An 18492-nucleotide genomic window follows, 5' to 3' on the forward strand; every position below is an offset into this window, starting at 1 on the left:
ATGGACGGGGTCGTCCTCGCCGGCACAAGCTCCGGCGTCGGCAAAACCGTTGCCACGCTGGCGACTCTGACAGCGCTCGAAGACGCCGGGTATCAGCCCCAGCCGGCCAAGGCTGGCCCGGATTTCATCGACCCGAGCCACCACGAGGCGCTCGTGGACACGCCCTCGCGGACGCTCGACCCCTGGCTCGCTGGCGAGGCTGGTATGTGTCGCACCTACTGGCGCGGCACAGGGGATATCTGCATCGTAGAGGGCGTGATGGGGCTCTACGATGGGACGAAGACGTCGACGGCAGCCGTTGCCGAGGGGCTTGACCTCCCGGTCGTTCTGGTCGTGGATGCAAAAGCCGGGATGGAGAGCGTCGCCGCAACGGCGCTGGGGTTCGCACGGTACGCCGACCGCATCGGCGCTGACATCGACGTGGTCGGCATCCTCGCACAGCGCGCCCACGGCGGCCGGCATGCCGACGGTATCAGGGACGCGCTCCCCGAGGACCTCACCTACTTCGGCCGGATTCCGCCGATGTCGGACCTGGAGATTCCCGACCGGCATCTCGGACTGCACATGGGCACAGAGGCCGGCTTAGACCGCGACGCGCTCTCGACAGCGGCGGAGACTATCGATGTCGAACGGCTTGTCGACGTGGCCCGGACACCGCCGGCAGTCGAGACGGCGAGGACGACTACTGACGGCTCACTGGCCGACCGTCGGGTCGCCGTCGCACGGGACAGCGCGTTCTGTTTCACCTACCCCTCGGTACTCGAACGGCTCCGTGCCGAGGCGACCGTCGAGCCGTTCTCGCCGGTCGCCGGCGACCCAGTCCCCGACGCCGACGCGATATATCTGCCCGGCGGCTATCCGGAGCTCTACGGTGAATCGCTCGAAGCCAGCGGCACACTCGACGAGCTAGCCAGTCGTGCCGCCGACGGTGTCCCCATCTACGGCGAGTGCGGCGGCCTGATGGCGCTGTCGGAGTCGCTGACGACGACCGGCGGCGACACCCACGAGATGGCCGGAGTCCTCCCCGCGGACATCGAGATGCAAGACCGGTATCAGGCGCTCGACCACGTAGAGCTAGCGGCGCAGTCAGACTCTGTCGTGGCTGGGTCCGGGACACACCGCCGCGGCCACGAGTTCCACTACTCAGCTGCGACCCTCGACAGTGACGCGTCGTTCGCCTTCGAAATGGTTCGAGGCGATGGTATCGACGGCGAACACGACGGTCTCACAGAGTACAACACCGTCGGCACGTACTGCCACTGCCACGGAGAAAGCGGTGCGTTCGACCGTCTACTGGCAGTGCCCTCGACGGACATCTGACGGCGGGCCTGCCGTCGGACGCGCGGCTGACTGCCCGCAACCTTTTTTTCGACAGACAGCATCGTTCTGATAATGAACGAGTTGCGCGACCTGCTCGGAGACCTGGTCGCAGACGTCGACGCCGTGTTCCTGTTTTCCCCGAACGCGTCGTTCTTCGAGGAGTTCGCAGACGTCGATGAAGAAATCGTCGTTGTCGGCCCGGAGAACACCCTCGATGCGGAGCCGTTCGTCGAGCTACCCATCGATTTCACCGACCTCGAAGGCCGCCTCCGCTTCGGTATCGAAGGCGCACTGGAGCAGGGCATCGTCGACGAGGGCGACGAGGTCCTCTGCGTGACCGAAGTGCTGGACGGTGCCGAGAACACGCTCGTCCGGGTTCAGACGAACGACTTCTCGCCCTCTGGTGTGTACGACATGTTCGTCAACTCGCGGGCAGACGCAAGCGTCGTCCGCGACGTCTTCGAGGTCGCTATCGAACTCGGAAAGAAGGGGCAGAAAGGCAAGCCGGTCGGTGCACTGTTCGTCGTTGGCGACGCCGGTAAGGTGATGAACAAGTCCCGGCCGCTGTCGTACAACCCTTTCGAGAAGTCCCACGTCCACGTCGGCGACCCCATCGTCAACGTGATGCTCAAGGAGTTCTCGCGGCTCGACGGGGCGTTCGTCATTTCAGACGCCGGCAAAATCGTCTCCGCGTATCGGTATCTCGAACCCTCCGCGGAGGGGGTCGACATCCCCAAAGGACTCGGTGCGCGGCACATGGCGGCGGGCGCGATCACCCGTGACACCACCGCGACGGCTATCGTTCTCTCTGAGAGCGACGGGCTCGTACGGGCGTTCAAAGGCGGGGAGCTAGTCCTCGAAATCGACCCCGAGGAGTACTGAGGATGCAGCTCGGCTTCGACTGGGCGACGATCATCCGGCAGGTGTTCTCACCGCAGGGAACGTTCATCCTTTCGCTCGTGGTACTGGCTGTCGGTATCGTCCTCGGCTATCTCGTCTGGCGCTCCTCCCGGCGGTTTATGCGCGAACTCGGCGTCCCAGAGGCAGTAGAGGGAACCCCATTCGAGCGGACGGCGAGAGGGCTCGGGACATCGACGGTCGGCATCGTCTCGAATCTGGCGGCGCTGTTCATCTACATCACGACGGTCACTGCCGTCCTCAACATCGCACAACTGACCGACCCGGAACTGTACTGGGCCCGTTTCACGTCGTTCCTGCCCGATCTGTTTATCGCCCTGTTCGCCGTCATCATCGGCCTCATTGCGGGCGATAAAGCCAAGCTCATCGTCTCCGAGCGACTGCGCAGCGTCAAGATGCCCGAGGCGACGGTGTTGCCAGAAGTCGTCAAGTACAGCATCTTCTATCTGGCAGTGCTCATCGCGCTCGGTCAACTGGGCGTCGAGACCCTCGCCCTGCTCATTCTCCTCGGGGCGTACGCGTTCGGGCTCGTGTTCGTCTGCGGGCTGGCGCTGAAAGACATCCTGCAGGCCGGTGCGGCCGGTCTCTACCTCCTGTTGACAGAGCCATACAGCATCGGGGACGAGATCGTCATCGGCGACCAGAGCGGCATCGTTCAGGAGGTGGACATTCTCGTCACGCGTATCGAAAGCGACGGTGAGGAGTACATAATCCCGAACAAGCGGGTGTTCAATACGGGTATCGTCCGTATCCGGAGCTAAGCGCTGTGTTACGGTTCTTCGGTCGCTGTGTCGTCCGAGCCCAGCGGCTCGGCCGGAACACCGGCGACGGTCGTTTCCGGCGGCACGTCGTCAGCCACGAGCGAGTTCGCCGCGACCTGTGCGCCCGGACCGATTTCGACGCCGGGAAGGACAACCGCGCCCGCACCGACCATCGCCCGCTCACCGACGACGACCTCGCCGGTTCGGTACTCGTCCTGCAGGAACTCGTGACACAGCAGCGTCGCGTCGTAGCCGATGATGGCGTGGTCCTCGACAGTGATGAGTTCGGGCCAGAACACGTCGGGCGTCGATTCCAGGCCCCACGCGACGCCGTCGCCGACGGTGACGCCCAGCCGGGACAGCAGCCAGTTCTTGAGCCGAAGGCTCGGCGAGATGCGACAGACGAGGATGACGACGTAGTTGACCATCACCCGGAGCGGGTGTTTACCGTCCGGCCACGGGAATAAGGAGTTGTACGGGCCGGGCGTCGGGTGCTGGCGCAGCCGGTCGTGTCGTGGACCACTCACGTCCGTCGTGTACGGGGCCGCGATAATCAAACCCGTCGGCTCGCCGGCGGTCACCGCGTCCAGAACGTCGGCGTCAGCATCACCAGCACGGGGACAATTTCGATTCGGCCGACCCACATCAGCAGTATCATCAATACCTTGCTCGACCGGGCGAAGCCCTCGTAGGTCCCGTACGGGCCGGCCTGTCCGAACGCGGGGCCGATGTTGAAAAACATCGACGCGGCGGCACTGAGGGCCTCGAACTCGGTTATCGGCGCCCCAGAGCGCTCCCCATCGACGACGAGGAGAACAGTTCCGATGACGAAAAACACCATTGCCACTAACGTGTAGGCGTACACGTCGCGGACAGTGTCTTCACTGATAGCCTCGTTACTGAGCCGTACTGGGCGGATGCTCCGTGGATGGGCCGCGACGTTCAGGTCCCGCCAGAAGGACTTGGTGACGACGAGCCAGCGGAGCGTTTTGATAGAGCAGGTGGTGCTGCCGGCCATCCCGCCGATGAACATCATGACGAAGAGGACGTTCTTGGCCCCGGCAGACCAGGTATTGAAATCCGTCGAGGCGAACCCGGTCGTTGTGACGATAGCGGCGACCTGGAAGACAGCGTGTCGGACAGTGTCCCCGACACCGCCAGTGACGCCCTGGTCAAGTACCAGCAAGCCACCAACAAGCATTGAGCCGACAGCAAGGATTCCGAGATAAAAGCGGAACTCCTCGCTATTGCGCAGTCTGTGGGTGTCGCCACGGAGCAGCGCATACAGCAAGACGAAGTTCGTCGCGCCGACGATCATAAACAGCGTGACCGCCCACTGGACGGCCGGCGAGAACGCGCCGATGCTCTCGGCTCGCGGAGAGAATCCGGCGGTTGCGATGGCGGTGAACGCGTGTGCGACTGCGTCAAAAAGCGTCATCCCGGGCGCGAGACCGCTGGCACCGAGCGCAGCGAGAATTAGCGCTGCCCCTGCGGTCAGTCCCAGGTACAGCAGTCCGAGGATGCGCGCCGTCTGCTCGATACCGGGAGTGAGCTTCGTGACGTTCTCGGTCCGCGCTTCGGTCTCCATGAGCTGTGCGCCCGCGACCGAGAGCCGCGACAGCACGGCCGTCGCAAGCAACAGGACGCCCAGCCCGCCGAGCCACTGGAGGACCTGCCGCCACATGAGCAGCGCCTGCGAGTGAGCGTCGAAGTCCCTGATGACCGTCGCGCCGGTGGTCGTGATGCCGCTCATCCCCTCGAACAGGGCGTTGACTGGGCTGGCAAACACTCCTGTGCCCTCGATGTACAGCGGCATCGCACCGACGACAGCGATAGTCAACCACGCCAGGGACACCGTGAGAAACGCCTCACGGTCGCGAATGTGTTCGCGCTGGAACCGGGCCAGCGCTTTGCCGACGCCGAGAGTGACTGCTATCGTGACCAGATACGGCCACGGCGACTCGGCGTAGAGCAGGGCCACGACCACCGGAATCGCCAGCGGAACGGCTAGCCACTGCATGATAGCCCCGAGGACGTTCAGCGCGGACCGGATATCGACGGTTGTCAGTGCCACCGCAACTCACCGTCCGGCAGGCCGCCACCACGTGACCGCTGACGCTGCAACCACGCGCTCAGTCCGCACCGCCGCGGATGTCGTCCATATGGTCGATGCGCTGCTGAACGAGGTCGTCTTTGCCGATATCGTGGCGGACCCGAAGGCCTTCGGTGCCGGCGCGCTCCAGCGATTCCTCGGCGATGGCTTCCGCATCCGCGATGGTCTCCGCGAGGCCGACGACGGCGTAGGAACGGGAGGTGGTGGTGTAGATACCGTCCTCGCGGTCGTCGACGCTCGCGTAGAACAACAGCGCCTCGGGAGCGGTGTCGCTCGCGTCACCGGACTGGTCGGCGTGCTCCTCGACGACGCTCGCGATGACATCGTCGTCGATAGTCACCTTCGCCCCGGCGTCAGGGTCGGTCGGGTAGCCGTCCGGAACGGCGTACTTACAGACAGTCGCCAGCGGGCGGAAGGACAGTTGCGGGAGCGGGTCGTCGTCGCGGGCGGCGGTCAGCACGTCAAGGAAATCCGTGTTGAGGACTGGTAGGGTGTTCATCGCCTCGGGGTCGCCGAAGCGGGCGTTGAACTCCACCACGCGTGGTCCCGTTTCGGTGAGCATGAACTGCCCGTAGAGGACGCCCTTGTAGCCGTCGAGGGCGTCGACGGTCGCACGGAGCACATCGACGGCGTCCATGTAGTCGTCCTCGTCCATGAACGGCAGATGGAGGCTGGCGTCGGAGTAGCTCCCCATCCCGCCGGTGTTCGGCCCTTCGTCGCCCTCGTAGGCGCGCTTGTGGTCCTGGACGGCGGGCGTGACGCGCAGTTGCCCGTTGGCGACGAACGCCTGGACGGTGAACTCCTCGCCGACGAGTCGCTCTTCGAGGACGACGCGGTCGTAGTCGGCGTTCCGGAGGTACTCCTTGGCCTCCTCGGCGGTGCACTGGTCGCCGATGACGCGGACCCCCTTGCCGCCCGTGAGACCGGCGGGCTTGACCGCGAGGTCACCGTCGTACTCGTCGATGTACTCGCAGGCGGCGTCCATGTCCTCGAACGTCTCGAAGTCCGGACAGCCGGGGATGTCGTGTTCCCGCATGAACCGGCGCTGGAACGCCTTGTCTGTCTCGATACGAGCCTCCTGCTCCTGTGGCCCGAAGGTGTAGATGCCGGCGTCGTCCAGCGCGTCGGCGACTCCAGCGGCGAGGGCTGCCTCGGGTCCGATAACCGCCAGCGTGGCGTCGACCTCCCGGGCGTAGGTCGTCACGGCCTTCGGATTGGTCGTGTCGAGTGCCTCGAAGCCGTCGGCGAGAGCGACGATACCCGGGTTCCGGTTGCTAGCACAGGCGTACAGCTCCCCAGGCGAGTCCGCGAGCGAGCGCGCAATCGCGTGTTCCCGGCCACCGCCACCCACGAGCAGCACTGTCTCTGACATACCCGAAGGCCGGATTGGCTCTCACGTAAGTATTGTCTTTTCGCCGGTTTTCGCTGACTGTGGCGGTCGTTTCTGTTTCGAGTGCGCTCGCGTACAGGTCGCTGGATGGAGACCGGGAGCTACTTTACCCGACCGTCTGACACACGGGTACATGTCCCCGCCCCGCCCATTTATCGACCCCACAACAGGAGAGCTGGACACGGCCCAGATACTCTCGGAGGCCGTTCCGCTCGCGAAGCTCATTGGCGTCTTCGTCGCCGGAAGCCTCCTCCCCTACGCCATCGTGTTCTTCGGTTCGGAGGGGTCCGTACCGGGTGCAGTACTGGCCCTGCTCGGTGAGTTCATCCTCGCCGTCGGAGCCGGTGTCGTCCTTATGTACGTCATCGCCCGTGGAATCCGGCTGGCCGGCGAGTAAGTCCTCGCTGCCGGCGTCGCGTTCCTTTTCACCGCGGCGCTCCCAGCCACAGGTATGAGCGACGCCACGGACCCGGTATCTCGCAATCGACTCGACGAGGCGGAGAGCCCGTATCTCCGCCAGCATGCTGACAATCCCGTCAACTGGCAGCCCTGGGACGAGACGGCTCTAGAAGCCGCAAAGGAACGGGACGTACCAATCTTCCTCTCCATTGGCTACGCGGCGTGTCACTGGTGCCACGTCATGGAGGAGGAGAGCTTCGAGGACGAGGAAATCGCCGAGCAGCTCAACGAGCACTTCGTTCCGATAAAGGTCGACCGCGAGGAGCGCCCGGATCTCGACTCCGTGTACATGAGTATCTGTCAGCAGGTGACCGGTGGCGGCGGCTGGCCGCTGTCGGCCTGGCTCACGCCGGAGGGAAAGCCGTTCTACGTCGGGACCTACTTCCCGCCGGAGGAGAAGCGCGGCCAGCCGGGCTTTGGCGACCTGCTCCAGCGCCTTTCAGACTCGTGGTCGGATCCCGAACAGCGCGAGGAGATGGAAAACCGTGCCCAGCAGTGGACTGAGGCAATCGAGAGCGACCTCGAAGCGACGCCCGCCGCTCCCGAAGACCCCGCTGAGGACATTATCCAGACCGCGGCGACCATCGCCCACCGCGGAGCGGACCGACAGGACGGCGGCTGGGGTTCCGGCGGGCCGAAGTTCCCCCAGAACGGGCGACTGCACGCGCTGCTTCGGGCACACGCTGATGGTGGACAGGAAGACTACCTGACCGTCGTCGAGGAGACGCTCGACGTGATGGCCGACCGGGGACTGTACGACCACGTCGGCGGCGGCTTCCACCGTTACGCGACCGACCAGCAGTGGGCGGTCCCGCACTTCGAGAAGATGCTGTACGACAACGCCGAGATTCCCCGTGCCTTCCTCGCGGGCTACCAGGCCATCGGCTCCGAACGCTACGCCGCGGTCGTCCGGGAGACCTTCGAGTTCGTCCAGCGCGAACTCCAGCATCCAGACGGCGGCTTTTTCAGCACGCTGGACGCCGAGAGCGCGCCCGTCGATGACCCCGAGGGCGAGACGGAAGAGGGGCTGTTCTACGTCTGGACGCCCGAGCAGGTCCGCGAGGCCGTCGACGACGAGACCGACGCGGACATCTTCTGTGACTACTTCGGCGTCACGGAGCGGGGGAACTTCGAAGGCGGGACGGTCCTTGCGGTTCGAAAGCCCGTCCCGGCGCTCGCCGAGGAGTACGAACGAAGCGAGGACGAAATCACGGCGAGCCTCCAGCGGGCCCTGAACCAGACCTTCGAGGCCAGAAAGAGCCGACCGCGACCGGCCCGCGACGAGAAGGTGCTGGCCGGCTGGAACGGCCTGATGATTCGGGCGCTCGCCGAGGGCGCTCTCGTGCTGGACGACGCCTACGCCGACGTGGCTGCCGACGCCCTCTCGTTCGTCCGGGAGCACCTGTGGGACGCCGACGCGGGGCGACTCAACCGCCGGTACAAGGACGGCGACGTGGCCATCGACGGCTACCTGGAGGACTACGCGTTCCTCGGTCGCGGCGCGCTGACGCTGTTCGAGGCGACCGGCGACATCGAGCACCTCGCGTTCGCTATGGACCTCGGACAGGCCATCACAGAGGCGTTCTGGGACGACAAACAGGAGACGCTGTTTTTCACGCCGACCGGCGGCGAATCGCTGGTCGCACGGCCCCAGGAACTGACCGACCAGTCGACGCCGTCCAGCACCGGCGTCGCCGTCGACCTCCTGCTGTCGCTGTCGCATTTCAGCGACGACGACCGCTTCGAGGACGTGGCCGAGCGGGTCATCCGGACCCACGCCGATCGCGTCTCCTCGAACCCGCTCCAGCACGCCTCGCTCACGCTGGCGACGGACACCTACGAGCAGGGCGCGCTGGAACTCACCTTCGTCGGCGACCGGTCGGAGTACCCCGACGAGTGGACGGAGACACTTTCCGACCGGTACATTCCGCGCCGTCTACTGGCCCACCGACCGGCCGACGAGAGTCGTTTCGAGCAGTGGCTCGGAACGCTGGGACTGGACGATTCGCCGCCAATCTGGGCCGGCCGCGAGCAGGTCGATGAGCGGCCGACGGTGTACGCCTGCCGGAACTTCGCCTGTTCGCCACCGAAACACGACCTCAAGACGGCGTTAGACTGGGGCGCGGGAACTGACGACGCGGCGTGAGAATCAGGCCATCTCGGCTTCGATTTTGTCGGCGAGGTACACCGCGATAGGGACCGGCTCCTCCTCGACGAATCGGGCAACCTCCTCGCCATTGTGTTCGACGACGACTGTCGGGATGAGTTCGATATCGTATGCCTCGACCTCCGGTCCTGTCTTCGAGCCGTCCTCCTCCTTCTCAACGGGGTAGTGGTGGACCACTGCGTCGGGGACACCGGCGGCTTTCAACGCCGCCCCGAAGTCGGGGAGCTGTGCCCGGCAGTCCTTGCACCAGTCGCCGCCCCAGATCTTGTACTCGAACTCGTCGGCGTAGCGCGTGAGAACGTCGACAGTGTCGGAGTAGGCGTCTTCGACCCACACCGGATTCGGCTCCATGGTTTCGAGCGTCTGACTCATGACCGGCTATATGTATTCGGGGGGCTTGAAATCCCCGGCCACGGACCCCCCGGTTCAGACGGGCTTCTGCGGAAAACGCCGCGTTTCAGCCGAGGTAACGACCGGACACGCTACCGGTCGACCGCCACAGTCGTCCGAACGTCCCGCGACGACCGCCCGATTTCAACGGTGTACGTTCCGCTGTCGACCGTCCACCCGGAGTCGGGGACGTACCGCGAGAACGCGAGGTCATCCAGCGTCAGTGTCACCGTCTGTCGTTCACCGGCGTCCAACTGCACAGCTTCGAATCCGGCGAGTTCACGCACGGGGCGGTCAGCGTCCTCGACGGACGGCGGTCGGACGTAGGCCTGAACGACCTCCCGGCCCTGCCTGTCGGCGACGTTCTCGACTGTGACTGCGACGGTCTGCTCGTCTGTGATTTCGGCATCGCCGTATGCGAATGTCGCATACGAGTGGCCGTGCCCGAAGGGGTAGGTCAGGTTCGCGTCTTCGTCGTCGAAGTGTCGGTAGCCGATAAAGACGCCCTCATCGTAGTGGACTTGATCGTCAACGCCGGGGTAGCGGCGCTCGGGCCCTGCAGTCGGGTACTGGCTCTCCGGGGCGAACGTCACCGGGAGCCGGCCGCTGGGGTCGCAGTCGCCGTAGAGGACTGCCGCCGCCGCGTCGCCGTCCGCCTGTCCGGGGTACCACTGTTCGATGACCGCGGCCACGTCCTCCCGCCACGGGAGTTCCACTGGGCCGCCAGACCTGACGACGACGACGGTGTTCTCGTTGGCGGCGGCGACAGCCGAGACGAGTGCGTCCTGTCGGCCCGGCAGTTCGAGCGACTCGCGGTCCCGGGCCTCCGTCGTTGCATCACGGACGAACACGACGGCGACATCGGCTGCCGCGGCTGCATCGACAGCGTCGTCAAGCGACGGCTCCCGTCGGGTGTCGTCCTCAGCCGTACCGTCAGCATCGTCGTCACCGACGAACGGTAGAAGGTCGAACAGCGAGACGGACTCGATCTGTCGGATGCCAAACGCGGTCGTGACAGCGCCCTCGGCGCGAGATTCGATTCCTTCGACTGGTGTGACCGAGTGGACCGGCGACGTCTCGGAGGAGCCACCACCGCCAAGTTTCGGCTCATCGACATTCGGCCCGATAACAGCCACGTCCGCCCCATCGGCCAGCGGCAGGACGCCGTCGTTGTCGAGCAGGACCGTCCCGCGGGCCGCCACGTCCGCCGCAATGTCACGGTGGCGCTGACTGTCGATTTCACCCACCTCATCGTCGTTTTCACCGTCGTCGGCAGCAGTCCGGCCGCCGTCCAGTCGCCCGAACCGGTCCATCTGCCCGAGCACCCGCCGCGCCATGTCCACCAGTCGGTCGGCTGGAACCTCGCCGCTGTCGATGGCCGCTGCCAGCGGGTCACCGAACAGGCCCGCGCGTGTCGCGTCCGGGATGCCGTCGGGCCACTCGTAGCTCCCGGTTCCGTCGTCGGGGACTTCCGCCACGCCGGGCATCTCCACGTCAAGACCTGCGTTGGCCGCGCCGACGGTGCTCTCCAGCCCGTACCAGTCCGAGACGACGTAGCCGTCGAACCCCCACGCACCTTTGAGCACGTCACCGACGAGGCGCTCGTGGTCGCTCATGTGCGTGCCGTTCACTCGGTTGTACGCCGTCATCACCGAGCCGACGCCGGCGTCAACGGCCGAACGGAACGGCGGGAGGTACAGCTCCCGGAGCGTCCGCTCGTCTACTTCCGCGCTGACGGTCGTTCGGTGGGTCTCCTGGTTGTTAGCGACGAAGTGTTTCACCGTGGCGACGACGTCAGCGGACTGAATGCCGTCGATAAGGCCGGCTCCGACAGCGCCGGCGTGGACGGGGTCTTCGGAGAGATATTCGAAATTGCGGCCACACTGCGGGACCCGGATGACGTTCACACCGGGCGCGAGCAGCGCGTCCTGTCCGAGTGCCGTCGCTTCGCGTCCCATCGCCGCGCCCTGTCGCCGGGCCAGATCGGTGTCAAACGTCGCTGCCGTCGCAATCGACGCGGGAAAGGCGGTCGCGCGATGGCCCTCTGCACGGATGCCGAGCGGCCCGTCGACGAGACGAAACGGCGGAATCCCGGCCTCTTCGACGCCCGGGAGGTACCCCGTCGCTGTGCCCTCTGGGTCGGTTGCGCCGCGAACGAGCGCGAGTTTCTGTGCGCGAGACAGCCGGGCGAGCAGCGCTTCGATGTGGTCCTCATCAGCCATACCGAAGTTCACGACCGGGCGGGCCTTAGGCTGTCGACTGGCTATGACACCGACTCGGACCGTTGCGTTGATTCCGCTCCGAGTCCCGAGACGACGAGTTTCGCGCCGCCTGACCGGCTTTCCGTCATCTCGACATCCCACCCGTGGGACTCGACGACGTGCTGGACGATTGCCAGTCCGAGGCCGGTCCCCGACTCGGAACTGCTGACGCCGTGTGTGAATATCTCCGCTCGTTTCTCGGGTGGGACGCCGGGCCCGTTGTCGCCGATTGCGAACCCTTCGGGGGTGGCGTCGACGCGTATCGTCACTGCCCTGTCCGCGGCGTCGTCCGACCGCCCGCCTGCGGCTCCGTGCTCCACACTGTTCCGAACCACGTTCTCGAACAGTTGCAGGAGCTGGTCACGGTCGCCGATAATCTCTCTGTCGCCGTCGATCTGCAGCGTCGCCTCGCCGGTGTCGACGTGACCCCAGGCCGCCTTCGCCAGCGCCGAAAGCCGTAGCTCGACCCGGTCGGTCGTCTGCTCGTCGCGGGCGAAGGCGAGCACCTCGTCGATGAGGCTACTCATCCGTTCGTGGGCTTTCTCCACACGGTCGAACTCCTCGGGGTCGTTGCGTTCCCGGGCCAGCGCCAGTCGGCCCGAAGCCACGTTCAGCGGGTTCCGCAGGTCGTGTGAGAGGACGGCGGCGAACTGGTCGAGCTGCTGGTTCCGGCGTTCCAGTTCTCGCTCCCGCTGCTTTTGTTCGGTGATTTCGTGGACGAGAAAGACACGCCCGACCAGCGCGTCGCGGGCGTCGTGCAGCGGTGTGAGCCGGATGTCGAAAAATCGGTCGCGTTGCTCGACGACGGCTGCTGTTTCTTCGGCGTCGTCGTTCAGACTGCGGTACTTTTCGAGAAGCTCAGGCGACGTTTCGAGCGCAGCCGCGACGGGCTGGCCGACGAGAGCTTCGTCTCCGAGGAGGCGGCGGCCAGCGTCGTTGGCTTCGAGTATCCTGTCGTTCGTGTCGACGACGAACACAGCGCTGTTGAGCGACTCGACGACCTCACGGTGGGCGACCGGCGAGATGTCCAGCAGTCGCCCCCTGAAGAACGCCCACGAGAGCGTGATTCCGGTTCCTGCCAGCAACAACGGTGTGAGTTCGATGCTGGTGTCGCCGAAGATGCTGAGAACGCTCCCGAACCACGGGAGGCCGATAGCCAGCAGAACGGCGTACACCTGCTTTCGGTACAGTTCACCGGAGCCGAGCCCGTAGTGGATGATGAGCGCACTCGACGCGGCGATGAGTGCGTAGGAGTACACGAGATGTCCCCAGAAAACAGGCCCGGCTGTGATCGTCCAGCCGTACATGCCGGTGTCCGTCGGGCCGGATACAGTGTATACCAGCCCGTCAGAGCCGGCGAGCAGCGCAGTAAAGAACACGACTGGCTCGATGCTCAGGAGCGCGTAAGTCCACCGATTGAGATACCGGTCGCGGTTGGTGTATGCCAGAGAGAACACGAACAGTCCGGCTATCGCGGGCATTACGCCGACGTACAGGCCATATGCGAAGAGAAGAGCCACGTCGGTCCCGCGCGTCAAGACACCGGCCGCGACACAGAGGTCCCAGACCGAGAGCCCGGCAAGCAGGACCGCGAGTGCGGTCCCGCCGGTGTAGTCGCGCCGCCTCCACGCGTACGCCGACAGCGTCCCGAGAACAACGGCCACGACGAGCAAAAGAAAGGCGTACGCAACAAGCAGCGTTGCCATTACTGAACACTCCTGCCCAGCGAGTAAATGGGTTCCGCCGGTTCGAGGGATTTACCCACTCGCTCGGCATACCGGCAGGTATGCCTGTCGACAAGCAGGAGTTCGACGAGATACTGTCGTTCGAGCTCCACGAACCTGCGGACATTCTCGACGCCGACAAACTGTACACTATCCCGGAAATCGCCCGCCTCCTGCAGGGGCTCCCGGCGGACGCCGAACTCAGCGAGGCCAACGAGTCGGTGTTCATCGACTGGGCCATCCCGTGGATGATATTCAATCAGGACGACCTCGTCATCGCCGACCCGCAGGACGATGATGTCGTCGGACTGTACGGTCTTGCCGAGTCATGAAGCTCCTCGTCGCCGGCAATGACCGCGTCGACGCGGGCAAGACCACGTTCAGCGTCGGCCTGCTCAAACGGACCAGCGCCCAGGGATTCAAGCCCAGAGCGGGCAACAACTACTGGTTCGACCACGACGACTATCAGCGGGCAACAAGCGAGGGGCGGCTGTACGGCAAGGACGCCAAGCGCCTCGCGGCCGCGTCCCCGGGCGACGTGGTCCCCGAGGAAATCAACCCGATTCACCGGCTGTGGCATCCCTCGCCGGGCGCGGAGACGGGCCTGCTCGGCAAGGAGAACCAGCAGTTCGTCGTCGACCGGGTCGGCCGCCCGAGTGCCGAAACCGGCGTCGAGTACGTCGTCAACGGGACCGTCGACGTGCCCGACTCCGTCGCCGAGCGTCTCCCGCTCGCCGACGCGCCGCGGGTCACCTCGGTCGCCGACTTCAACGACCTGATGCGCGTGATGCACGTCGAGGCCCTGGAGTCACTCGCCGCTGACATCGAGTCGGCCGACCGGGCGGTCGTCGAGTCCTACGGCGACGTGGCCCGGCCGCTGTCGGGTATCGAACCCGACGCCGTGGCCGTCGTCGAACCGGGCCGAGCGCGTATCTACGACGGCGACCGGTACGCCAAGGCCTGTCAGATTGCCACGGGCGGCCCCGGCGACGGCCAGCTGGAGGAACGGGTGCCCAACGTCGTCGACCTCATCGAGCAGGTCGCGGCAGTACGGCTCCCCGCGCTCGACAGCGAACAGCGCAGTGACCCGGCGGCTGTCGCCGATGCCTACGACCACGCCTACGACGCGTTGCTGGCCTGTGCGTTCGACTGAAAACTGTGCGCTCGGCCGCGCTCTCAGAACTTTGCGGCTTGCAGCGCCAGTTCGATGTCCTGATACGGCGCATCGGTAACGCTCGGTCCGTGACCGGTGTGCATCTCCTGTAGGTCCTCGTCGACAACCGACAGCATTCGGTCGATGCTCTCGACGAGCAGGTCACGATTCCCTTCGTCGAGGTCGGTCCGGCCGAAGCTCCCGTTGGCGAACACGAGGTCGCCGGCGAACAGGACGCCGGCGTCCGCAGAGTAGAAGCAGAGATGGTCGTTCTTGTGGCCGGGCGTGTGCAGCGCCCGGTAGCCGTGGTCGCCCAGCTGTATCGTCTCGTCGTCGGCGATAGCGTTCTCGATGCCGTCCTGCTCCGTGTCGTAGCCGTACACCGGCACGTCGAAAGCGTCGACGACGCTGTCGAGGTTCTCGACGTGGTCGTAGTGGGTGTGAGTGACGGCGATAGCGTCGATATCGTCGACGTGCTCTTTGACAGCCGACACCACGTCGAACTCGTTGCCGACGTCGACCAGCACAGTTCGGTCCCCGGTGACGAGAAACACGTTGCTCGTGAAGGCTTGCTGCCCGCGGGCGAGATTTCGAATCATTACCCGCCTATTTGCCGTCATGCCGGATGTGGGTGTCGTTCTGTCACCGGTCGAGACGCGCTGCACGCCCGCACCCACAGGGCTATGTACGTGGATATGCAAACGGGGGATAGTAGAACATCATGTCAGATTCGGACCTACCTGTAGTGCTTATCGTCGAAGACGAACCAGACGTTGCCGAGACGTACAAACTGTGGCTCCAACAGGAGTACGAGGTCCGCATGGCACAGAACGGCGACGAGGGCCTGGAGCAACTAGACGCGGATGTCGACGTCGTCTTGCTCGACCGGATGATGCCCGGACTCTCCGGGGACGAAGTGCTGGAACGCATTCGAGAGCGTAATCTGGGCTGTCGGGTGGCGATGGTCACCGCCGTCGAGCCGGACTTCGACATTCTGGAGATGGGCTTTGACGCATATCTCTCGAAGCCGATCCGGAGCGAACAGCTCCACGAAACGGTCGACAATCTGCTGGACCGCTCCGAGTACGACTCCCTGCTACAGGAGTACTACGCACTCGTCGAGAAGCAGGCAACGCTCGAAGCGACGAAGTCGAGCGCGGAGCTGGCGGAGAGCGACCAGTACGACGAACTGACCCAGAGAGTCGCGGAGATGCGAGACGATCTCTCGGACACACTCGGTGGCATCGAAGACGACTCCGATTTCATCGCGACGCTTCGCGGACTGAGCAACGATGAAGACAACTGAGCGACAAACAATGTATGATCTCACCTCAGTACTAGAGTTCGATGCGCTCAGTGAGGTCCGGTCAGGGTCCAGCATCCTGATCTCCGGCCCGGCAATGAGCGGGAAGGACCGGCTCGCATACGATATTCTCGCCGACGGTCTACGCGAGGGGGACGGCGCGGTGGTCGTGACGACCGGTGACGGCGCAGGCAGCGTCGTCGAGGAGTTCCGGTCGCTCGTTCCCGACCTCGACGACTCCCAGCTCGGTGTCATCGACTGTCGCGGCGAGGGTGGCACGGACGAGGAGGTAATCGGCAACGCCCACGCGCACCACGTCTCTTCGCCCGGTGACCTCACCGGCATCGGTATCGGCATCACGAAGGCGCTGGAGGGGCTGCACAATGCCGGCAACGAACAGGGCCGGCTGGCCCTCGTCTCGCTGTCGACGATGCTGACCTACACGGACAAGAAGACCGTCTTCAAGTTCTGTCACGTGCTGTCCTCGCGGCTGGATTCCGCGGGCTACATCGGCGTGTTCACCATCGACTCGGGCGCCCACGACGACCAGACCCTGCAGGTAATCAAGCAGGCGTTCGACGGGATGATCGACGTGCGCGACGCCGAGGGTGGCGGCCGAGAGGCCCGCGTGCTTGGCCTCGCCGGCGAGCCGACAGACTGGCAGGATATCTGAGTTCGGAGCCATCCGCGGGAGGTCCGAACGCCCTGCCGGCCCGGGAAGGAAGTATTTTGCCGCTCCGGGACACCCACCCGATATGGACGTAAAGCTGCTCGAAGCGACGGACGACCCCGAGGATCTCATCTGCAAGGCAGCACGCAACGACTACAGCGACACCTCCGTCGGCAGCCAGTCGTTCGAAGCGACGATGGCCGAGGTCGACGGCGACACACTTGACGACAAAAAGGAGACGCTCATCGGGCATCTGCTCGACCACGGCCACTTCGGCCCCTTCGAACACGCGCAGGCCACCTTCGCCGTCGAAGGCGTCTCCCGCTCCTGTATGGCACAGATCACCCGCCACCGCCACGTCTCCTTCGACGTGCAGTCGATGCGGTACGTCTCCTTCGACGACGTGGACCCAGAAGCCGTCCGCGAGGGCGAACTGGTCGTGACACCGCCGTCCGCGACAGACCCGGACTGGATCGGCCGGAACCAACAGAAAGCGAGCGTCTCCGACGAGGAGTTCGAGAAGCGCACGGAGGTATTCAAAGACACCATCGAGCAGGCGGTCGAGTCGTATCAGGAACTGCTCGAACTCGGAATGCCGCCGGAGGACGCCCGGTTCGTGCTGCCGATTGGCACCAGGGTGAACATTGTGATGTCGATGAACGCCCGGATGCTGATGCACGTCGCGGATATGCGAGCGGCGGCAGACGCACAGTGGGAAATCCGGGAGATGACCGAGGAGATGCTCGACCTGGCGGCCGACTGGTGTCCCAAGACCTTCGAGTACTACGAACGGGAGATGAAGGGACGCAAGAACCGGCTCGCGCCCTGACGTATCTGGGACCCCGCACGGCGATTCAGCGCGGCTGTCTCCGGCCGTTGGCATCGACGATTGTTGAATCGGCCTTGATACTCACAACGGTAATGGCAAGACGTAAGTCGTTTTCTTGCGTATACGGTCGGATTTCAGAGTATCAAAAGACGAAACGAGTACGACACATTCATTACCGCACATCCTAGATGAACAATTGTGTCTTACGAGGTTGAACGTCCCACCCGTCGGTCGGGAACTGCGTCTGATGTGATGTGTGCTGTCGACGATGTCGACGGCCAGCAGCGGTTCGTCATCGCCGATATTGCCCACGATGACACCTGGATTTCGATGGTAGCGGACGAGACCTGTACACTTACAGCCTGGCGATAGCGGACGACCACTGGCTGAAAAGTTTTTGGTGGCTGCTCTGTGACGTTGGAGTATGGAATACGACGATATGCTCGACCGGGCGATGGAGGAAACGCCGGATATCGACGGCACAGGTGAACGGTTCGAGGTCCCGGACCCGGATGTCCGACAGGAGGGGAACGTCACCGTCTACGAGAACTTCCAGTCGACGTGTTCCCGACTCGGACGCGAGGACGACCACGTGATGAAGTTCCTGCAGAACGACCTCGGGACGAGTGGCCACATCGACGAGAGCGGGCGGGCGCGGTTGACCGGCGAGTTCGACGCCGACCGTATCGAGGCGTCCATCGACGAGTACGTCGAGGAGTTCGTGCTCTGCTCGGAGTGTGGACTGCCGGACACGCAACTGGAACGGGAACAGGGCGCGCTGTTGCTCCGCTGTGAGGCATGCGGCGCACGCTCGGCAACAAGCGAGTAGTTACTGCAGTCCTTTCAGCGTCTGCAAGTCGTTTTCCGTGCGGGTAAAAACAGCGAGCCGATGGCTCGCATGACAGTTCGGGCAGTGGAACGTCGTGTCGTGTCGCGGCAAATCTGTCGGCGTCGACTCCCAGTCTTTCTTACACTCGGGACAGAGCAATCGGACGTACGCTTCTTCCATGTATGTTACTCACACACATATCCGA

General features: G+C 64.6%; 19 protein-coding genes. 11 read left to right on the forward strand and 8 right to left on the reverse strand.

The features are described 5' to 3' along the window. The 3 genes from BVU17_08250 (at nucleotide 1) to BVU17_08260 (ending at nucleotide 2999) form a co-directional block, all read left to right on the forward strand. The gene (locus tag BVU17_08250) at nucleotides 1-1320 is read left to right on the forward strand and encodes a cobyrinic acid a,c-diamide synthase (GenBank protein ID AUG47506.1); all 1320 of its coding nucleotides are present in this window, start codon (nucleotides 1-3) and stop codon (nucleotides 1318-1320) included. A 72-nt stretch (nucleotides 1321-1392) separates the two neighbouring features. Further along, nucleotides 1393-2202 carry a hypothetical protein gene (locus tag BVU17_08255; GenBank protein ID AUG47507.1) on the forward strand — a complete coding sequence of 270 codons (810 nt, stop codon included), beginning with the start codon at nucleotides 1393-1395 and terminating at the stop codon, nucleotides 2200-2202. A gap of 2 nt (nucleotides 2203-2204) precedes the next feature. Next, complete coding sequence (locus BVU17_08260; protein ID AUG47508.1) at nucleotides 2205-2999, forward strand: mechanosensitive ion channel protein MscS; 795 nt, start codon at nucleotides 2205-2207, stop codon at nucleotides 2997-2999. 8 nt (nucleotides 3000-3007) lie between these two features. Here BVU17_08260 and BVU17_08265 read toward each other — a convergent pair whose 3' ends face one another. The 3 genes from BVU17_08265 to BVU17_08275 all read right to left on the reverse strand — a co-directional run bounded on the left by BVU17_08265 (nucleotide 3008) and on the right by BVU17_08275 (nucleotide 6484). Continuing rightward, nucleotides 3008-3580, reverse strand: coding sequence for an acetyltransferase (locus BVU17_08265; protein AUG47509.1), 573 nt, complete (start codon nucleotides 3578-3580; stop codon nucleotides 3008-3010). Then, nucleotides 3577-5019 carry a potassium transporter TrkH gene (locus BVU17_08270; GenBank protein ID AUG48873.1) on the reverse strand — a complete coding sequence of 481 codons (1443 nt, stop codon included), beginning with the start codon at nucleotides 5017-5019 and terminating at the stop codon, nucleotides 3577-3579. The genes BVU17_08265 and BVU17_08270 overlap by 4 nt, the downstream gene beginning before the upstream one ends. A 112-nt stretch (nucleotides 5020-5131) precedes the next feature. Continuing rightward, nucleotides 5132-6484 (reverse strand): phosphoribosylamine--glycine ligase, encoded by a 1353-nt coding sequence (locus tag BVU17_08275; GenBank protein ID AUG47510.1) that lies wholly within the window; start codon nucleotides 6482-6484, stop codon nucleotides 5132-5134. A gap of 151 nt (nucleotides 6485-6635) precedes the next feature. Between BVU17_08275 and BVU17_08280 the strand changes: the two genes are divergently transcribed. Together BVU17_08280 and BVU17_08285 are read left to right on the forward strand one after the other, a co-directional pair. Continuing rightward, the gene (locus BVU17_08280; protein ID AUG47511.1) at nucleotides 6636-6899 is read left to right on the forward strand and encodes a hypothetical protein; all 264 of its coding nucleotides are present in this window, start codon (nucleotides 6636-6638) and stop codon (nucleotides 6897-6899) included. 54 nt (nucleotides 6900-6953) lie between these two features. Next, nucleotides 6954-9107, forward strand: coding sequence for a thioredoxin domain-containing protein (locus BVU17_08285; protein ID AUG47512.1), 2154 nt, complete (start codon nucleotides 6954-6956; stop codon nucleotides 9105-9107). A gap of 3 nt (nucleotides 9108-9110) precedes the next feature. On the opposite strand, the gene BVU17_08290 is transcribed toward BVU17_08285, so the two are convergent. From BVU17_08290 to BVU17_08300, 3 genes are all read right to left on the reverse strand, one after another. Beyond that, complete coding sequence (locus BVU17_08290) at nucleotides 9111-9500, reverse strand: thiol reductase thioredoxin (protein ID AUG47513.1); 390 nt, start codon at nucleotides 9498-9500, stop codon at nucleotides 9111-9113. Nucleotides 9501-9610: 110 nt separating this feature from the next. Then, nucleotides 9611-11740, reverse strand: coding sequence for a glycosyl hydrolase (locus tag BVU17_08295; protein AUG48874.1), 2130 nt, complete (start codon nucleotides 11738-11740; stop codon nucleotides 9611-9613). A 41-nt stretch (nucleotides 11741-11781) separates the two neighbouring features. Continuing rightward, on the reverse strand, nucleotides 11782-13485 hold the full coding sequence (locus BVU17_08300) for a PAS domain-containing sensor histidine kinase (GenBank protein AUG47514.1): 1704 nt from the start codon (nucleotides 13483-13485) through the stop codon (nucleotides 11782-11784). Between the two features lie 80 nt (nucleotides 13486-13565). On the opposite strand from BVU17_08300, the gene BVU17_08305 reads away from it, so the two are divergent. Both BVU17_08305 and BVU17_08310 read left to right on the forward strand, forming a co-directional pair. Next, nucleotides 13566-13835, forward strand: coding sequence for a hypothetical protein (locus tag BVU17_08305; GenBank protein AUG47515.1), 270 nt, complete (start codon nucleotides 13566-13568; stop codon nucleotides 13833-13835). Beyond that, on the forward strand, nucleotides 13832-14656 hold the full coding sequence (locus BVU17_08310; protein AUG47516.1) for an ATPase: 825 nt from the start codon (nucleotides 13832-13834) through the stop codon (nucleotides 14654-14656). Before BVU17_08305 ends, BVU17_08310 begins: the two co-directional genes overlap by 4 nt. A gap of 23 nt (nucleotides 14657-14679) precedes the next feature. On the opposite strand, the gene BVU17_08315 is transcribed toward BVU17_08310, so the two are convergent. Continuing rightward, on the reverse strand, nucleotides 14680-15255 hold the full coding sequence (locus BVU17_08315; GenBank protein ID AUG47517.1) for a flavoprotein: 576 nt from the start codon (nucleotides 15253-15255) through the stop codon (nucleotides 14680-14682). 122 nt (nucleotides 15256-15377) lie between these two features. Between BVU17_08315 and BVU17_08320 the strand changes: the two genes are divergently transcribed. The 4 genes from BVU17_08320 to BVU17_08335 all read left to right on the forward strand — a co-directional run bounded on the left by BVU17_08320 (nucleotide 15378) and on the right by BVU17_08335 (nucleotide 18287). After that, complete coding sequence (locus BVU17_08320; GenBank protein ID AUG47518.1) at nucleotides 15378-15962, forward strand: DNA-binding protein; 585 nt, start codon at nucleotides 15378-15380, stop codon at nucleotides 15960-15962. Between the two features lie 10 nt (nucleotides 15963-15972). Beyond that, entirely contained in the window at nucleotides 15973-16632 is a 660-nt protein-coding gene (locus tag BVU17_08325; GenBank protein AUG48875.1) for a hypothetical protein, read from the forward strand. A gap of 82 nt (nucleotides 16633-16714) precedes the next feature. After that, a complete protein-coding gene (locus tag BVU17_08330) occupies nucleotides 16715-17458 on the forward strand; it encodes a thymidylate synthase (FAD) (protein ID AUG47519.1) in 744 nt (247 codons plus the stop codon). A 424-nt stretch (nucleotides 17459-17882) separates the two neighbouring features. Beyond that, the gene (locus tag BVU17_08335; GenBank protein AUG47520.1) at nucleotides 17883-18287 is read left to right on the forward strand and encodes a translation initiation factor IF-2 subunit beta; all 405 of its coding nucleotides are present in this window, start codon (nucleotides 17883-17885) and stop codon (nucleotides 18285-18287) included. Here BVU17_08335 and BVU17_08340 read toward each other — a convergent pair whose 3' ends face one another. Continuing rightward, on the reverse strand, nucleotides 18288-18467 hold the full coding sequence (locus BVU17_08340; GenBank protein AUG47521.1) for a hypothetical protein: 180 nt from the start codon (nucleotides 18465-18467) through the stop codon (nucleotides 18288-18290). Between the last annotated feature and the right edge of the window lie 25 nt (nucleotides 18468-18492).

The organism is Haloarcula taiwanensis (assembly GCA_002844335.1).
Taxonomy (GTDB): Archaea; Halobacteriota; Halobacteria; order Halobacteriales; family Haloarculaceae; genus Haloarcula; species Haloarcula taiwanensis.

Bases quoted from the DNA above. Each gene is read 5' to 3' on its own strand.
- BVU17_08250 (AUG47506.1), top strand. From the start codon at position 1: ATGGACGGGGTCGTCCTCGCCGGCACAAGCTCCGGCGTCGGCAAAACC.
- BVU17_08255 (AUG47507.1), top strand. From the start codon at position 1,393: ATGAACGAGTTGCGCGACCTGCTCGGAGACCTGGTCGCAGACGTCGAC.
- BVU17_08260 (AUG47508.1), top strand. From the start codon at position 2,205: ATGCAGCTCGGCTTCGACTGGGCGACGATCATCCGGCAGGTGTTCTCA.
- BVU17_08270 (AUG48873.1), bottom strand. From the start codon at position 5,019: ATGCAGTGGCTAGCCGTTCCGCTGGCGATTCCGGTGGTCGTGGCCCTG.
- BVU17_08275 (AUG47510.1), bottom strand. From the start codon at position 6,484: ATGTCAGAGACAGTGCTGCTCGTGGGTGGCGGTGGCCGGGAACACGCG.
- BVU17_08280 (AUG47511.1), top strand. From the start codon at position 6,636: ATGTCCCCGCCCCGCCCATTTATCGACCCCACAACAGGAGAGCTGGAC.
- BVU17_08285 (AUG47512.1), top strand. From the start codon at position 6,954: ATGAGCGACGCCACGGACCCGGTATCTCGCAATCGACTCGACGAGGCG.
- BVU17_08290 (AUG47513.1), bottom strand. From the start codon at position 9,500: ATGAGTCAGACGCTCGAAACCATGGAGCCGAATCCGGTGTGGGTCGAA.
- BVU17_08295 (AUG48874.1), bottom strand. From the start codon at position 11,740: ATGGCTGATGAGGACCACATCGAAGCGCTGCTCGCCCGGCTGTCTCGC.
- BVU17_08300 (AUG47514.1), bottom strand. From the start codon at position 13,485: ATGGCAACGCTGCTTGTTGCGTACGCCTTTCTTTTGCTCGTCGTGGCC.
- BVU17_08305 (AUG47515.1), top strand. From the start codon at position 13,566: ATGCCTGTCGACAAGCAGGAGTTCGACGAGATACTGTCGTTCGAGCTC.
- BVU17_08310 (AUG47516.1), top strand. From the start codon at position 13,832: ATGAAGCTCCTCGTCGCCGGCAATGACCGCGTCGACGCGGGCAAGACC.
- BVU17_08315 (AUG47517.1), bottom strand. From the start codon at position 15,255: ATGATTCGAAATCTCGCCCGCGGGCAGCAAGCCTTCACGAGCAACGTG.
- BVU17_08320 (AUG47518.1), top strand. From the start codon at position 15,378: ATGTCAGATTCGGACCTACCTGTAGTGCTTATCGTCGAAGACGAACCA.
- BVU17_08325 (AUG48875.1), top strand. From the start codon at position 15,973: ATGTATGATCTCACCTCAGTACTAGAGTTCGATGCGCTCAGTGAGGTC.
- BVU17_08330 (AUG47519.1), top strand. From the start codon at position 16,715: ATGGACGTAAAGCTGCTCGAAGCGACGGACGACCCCGAGGATCTCATC.
- BVU17_08335 (AUG47520.1), top strand. From the start codon at position 17,883: ATGGAATACGACGATATGCTCGACCGGGCGATGGAGGAAACGCCGGAT.
- BVU17_08340 (AUG47521.1), bottom strand. From the start codon at position 18,467: ATGGAAGAAGCGTACGTCCGATTGCTCTGTCCCGAGTGTAAGAAAGAC.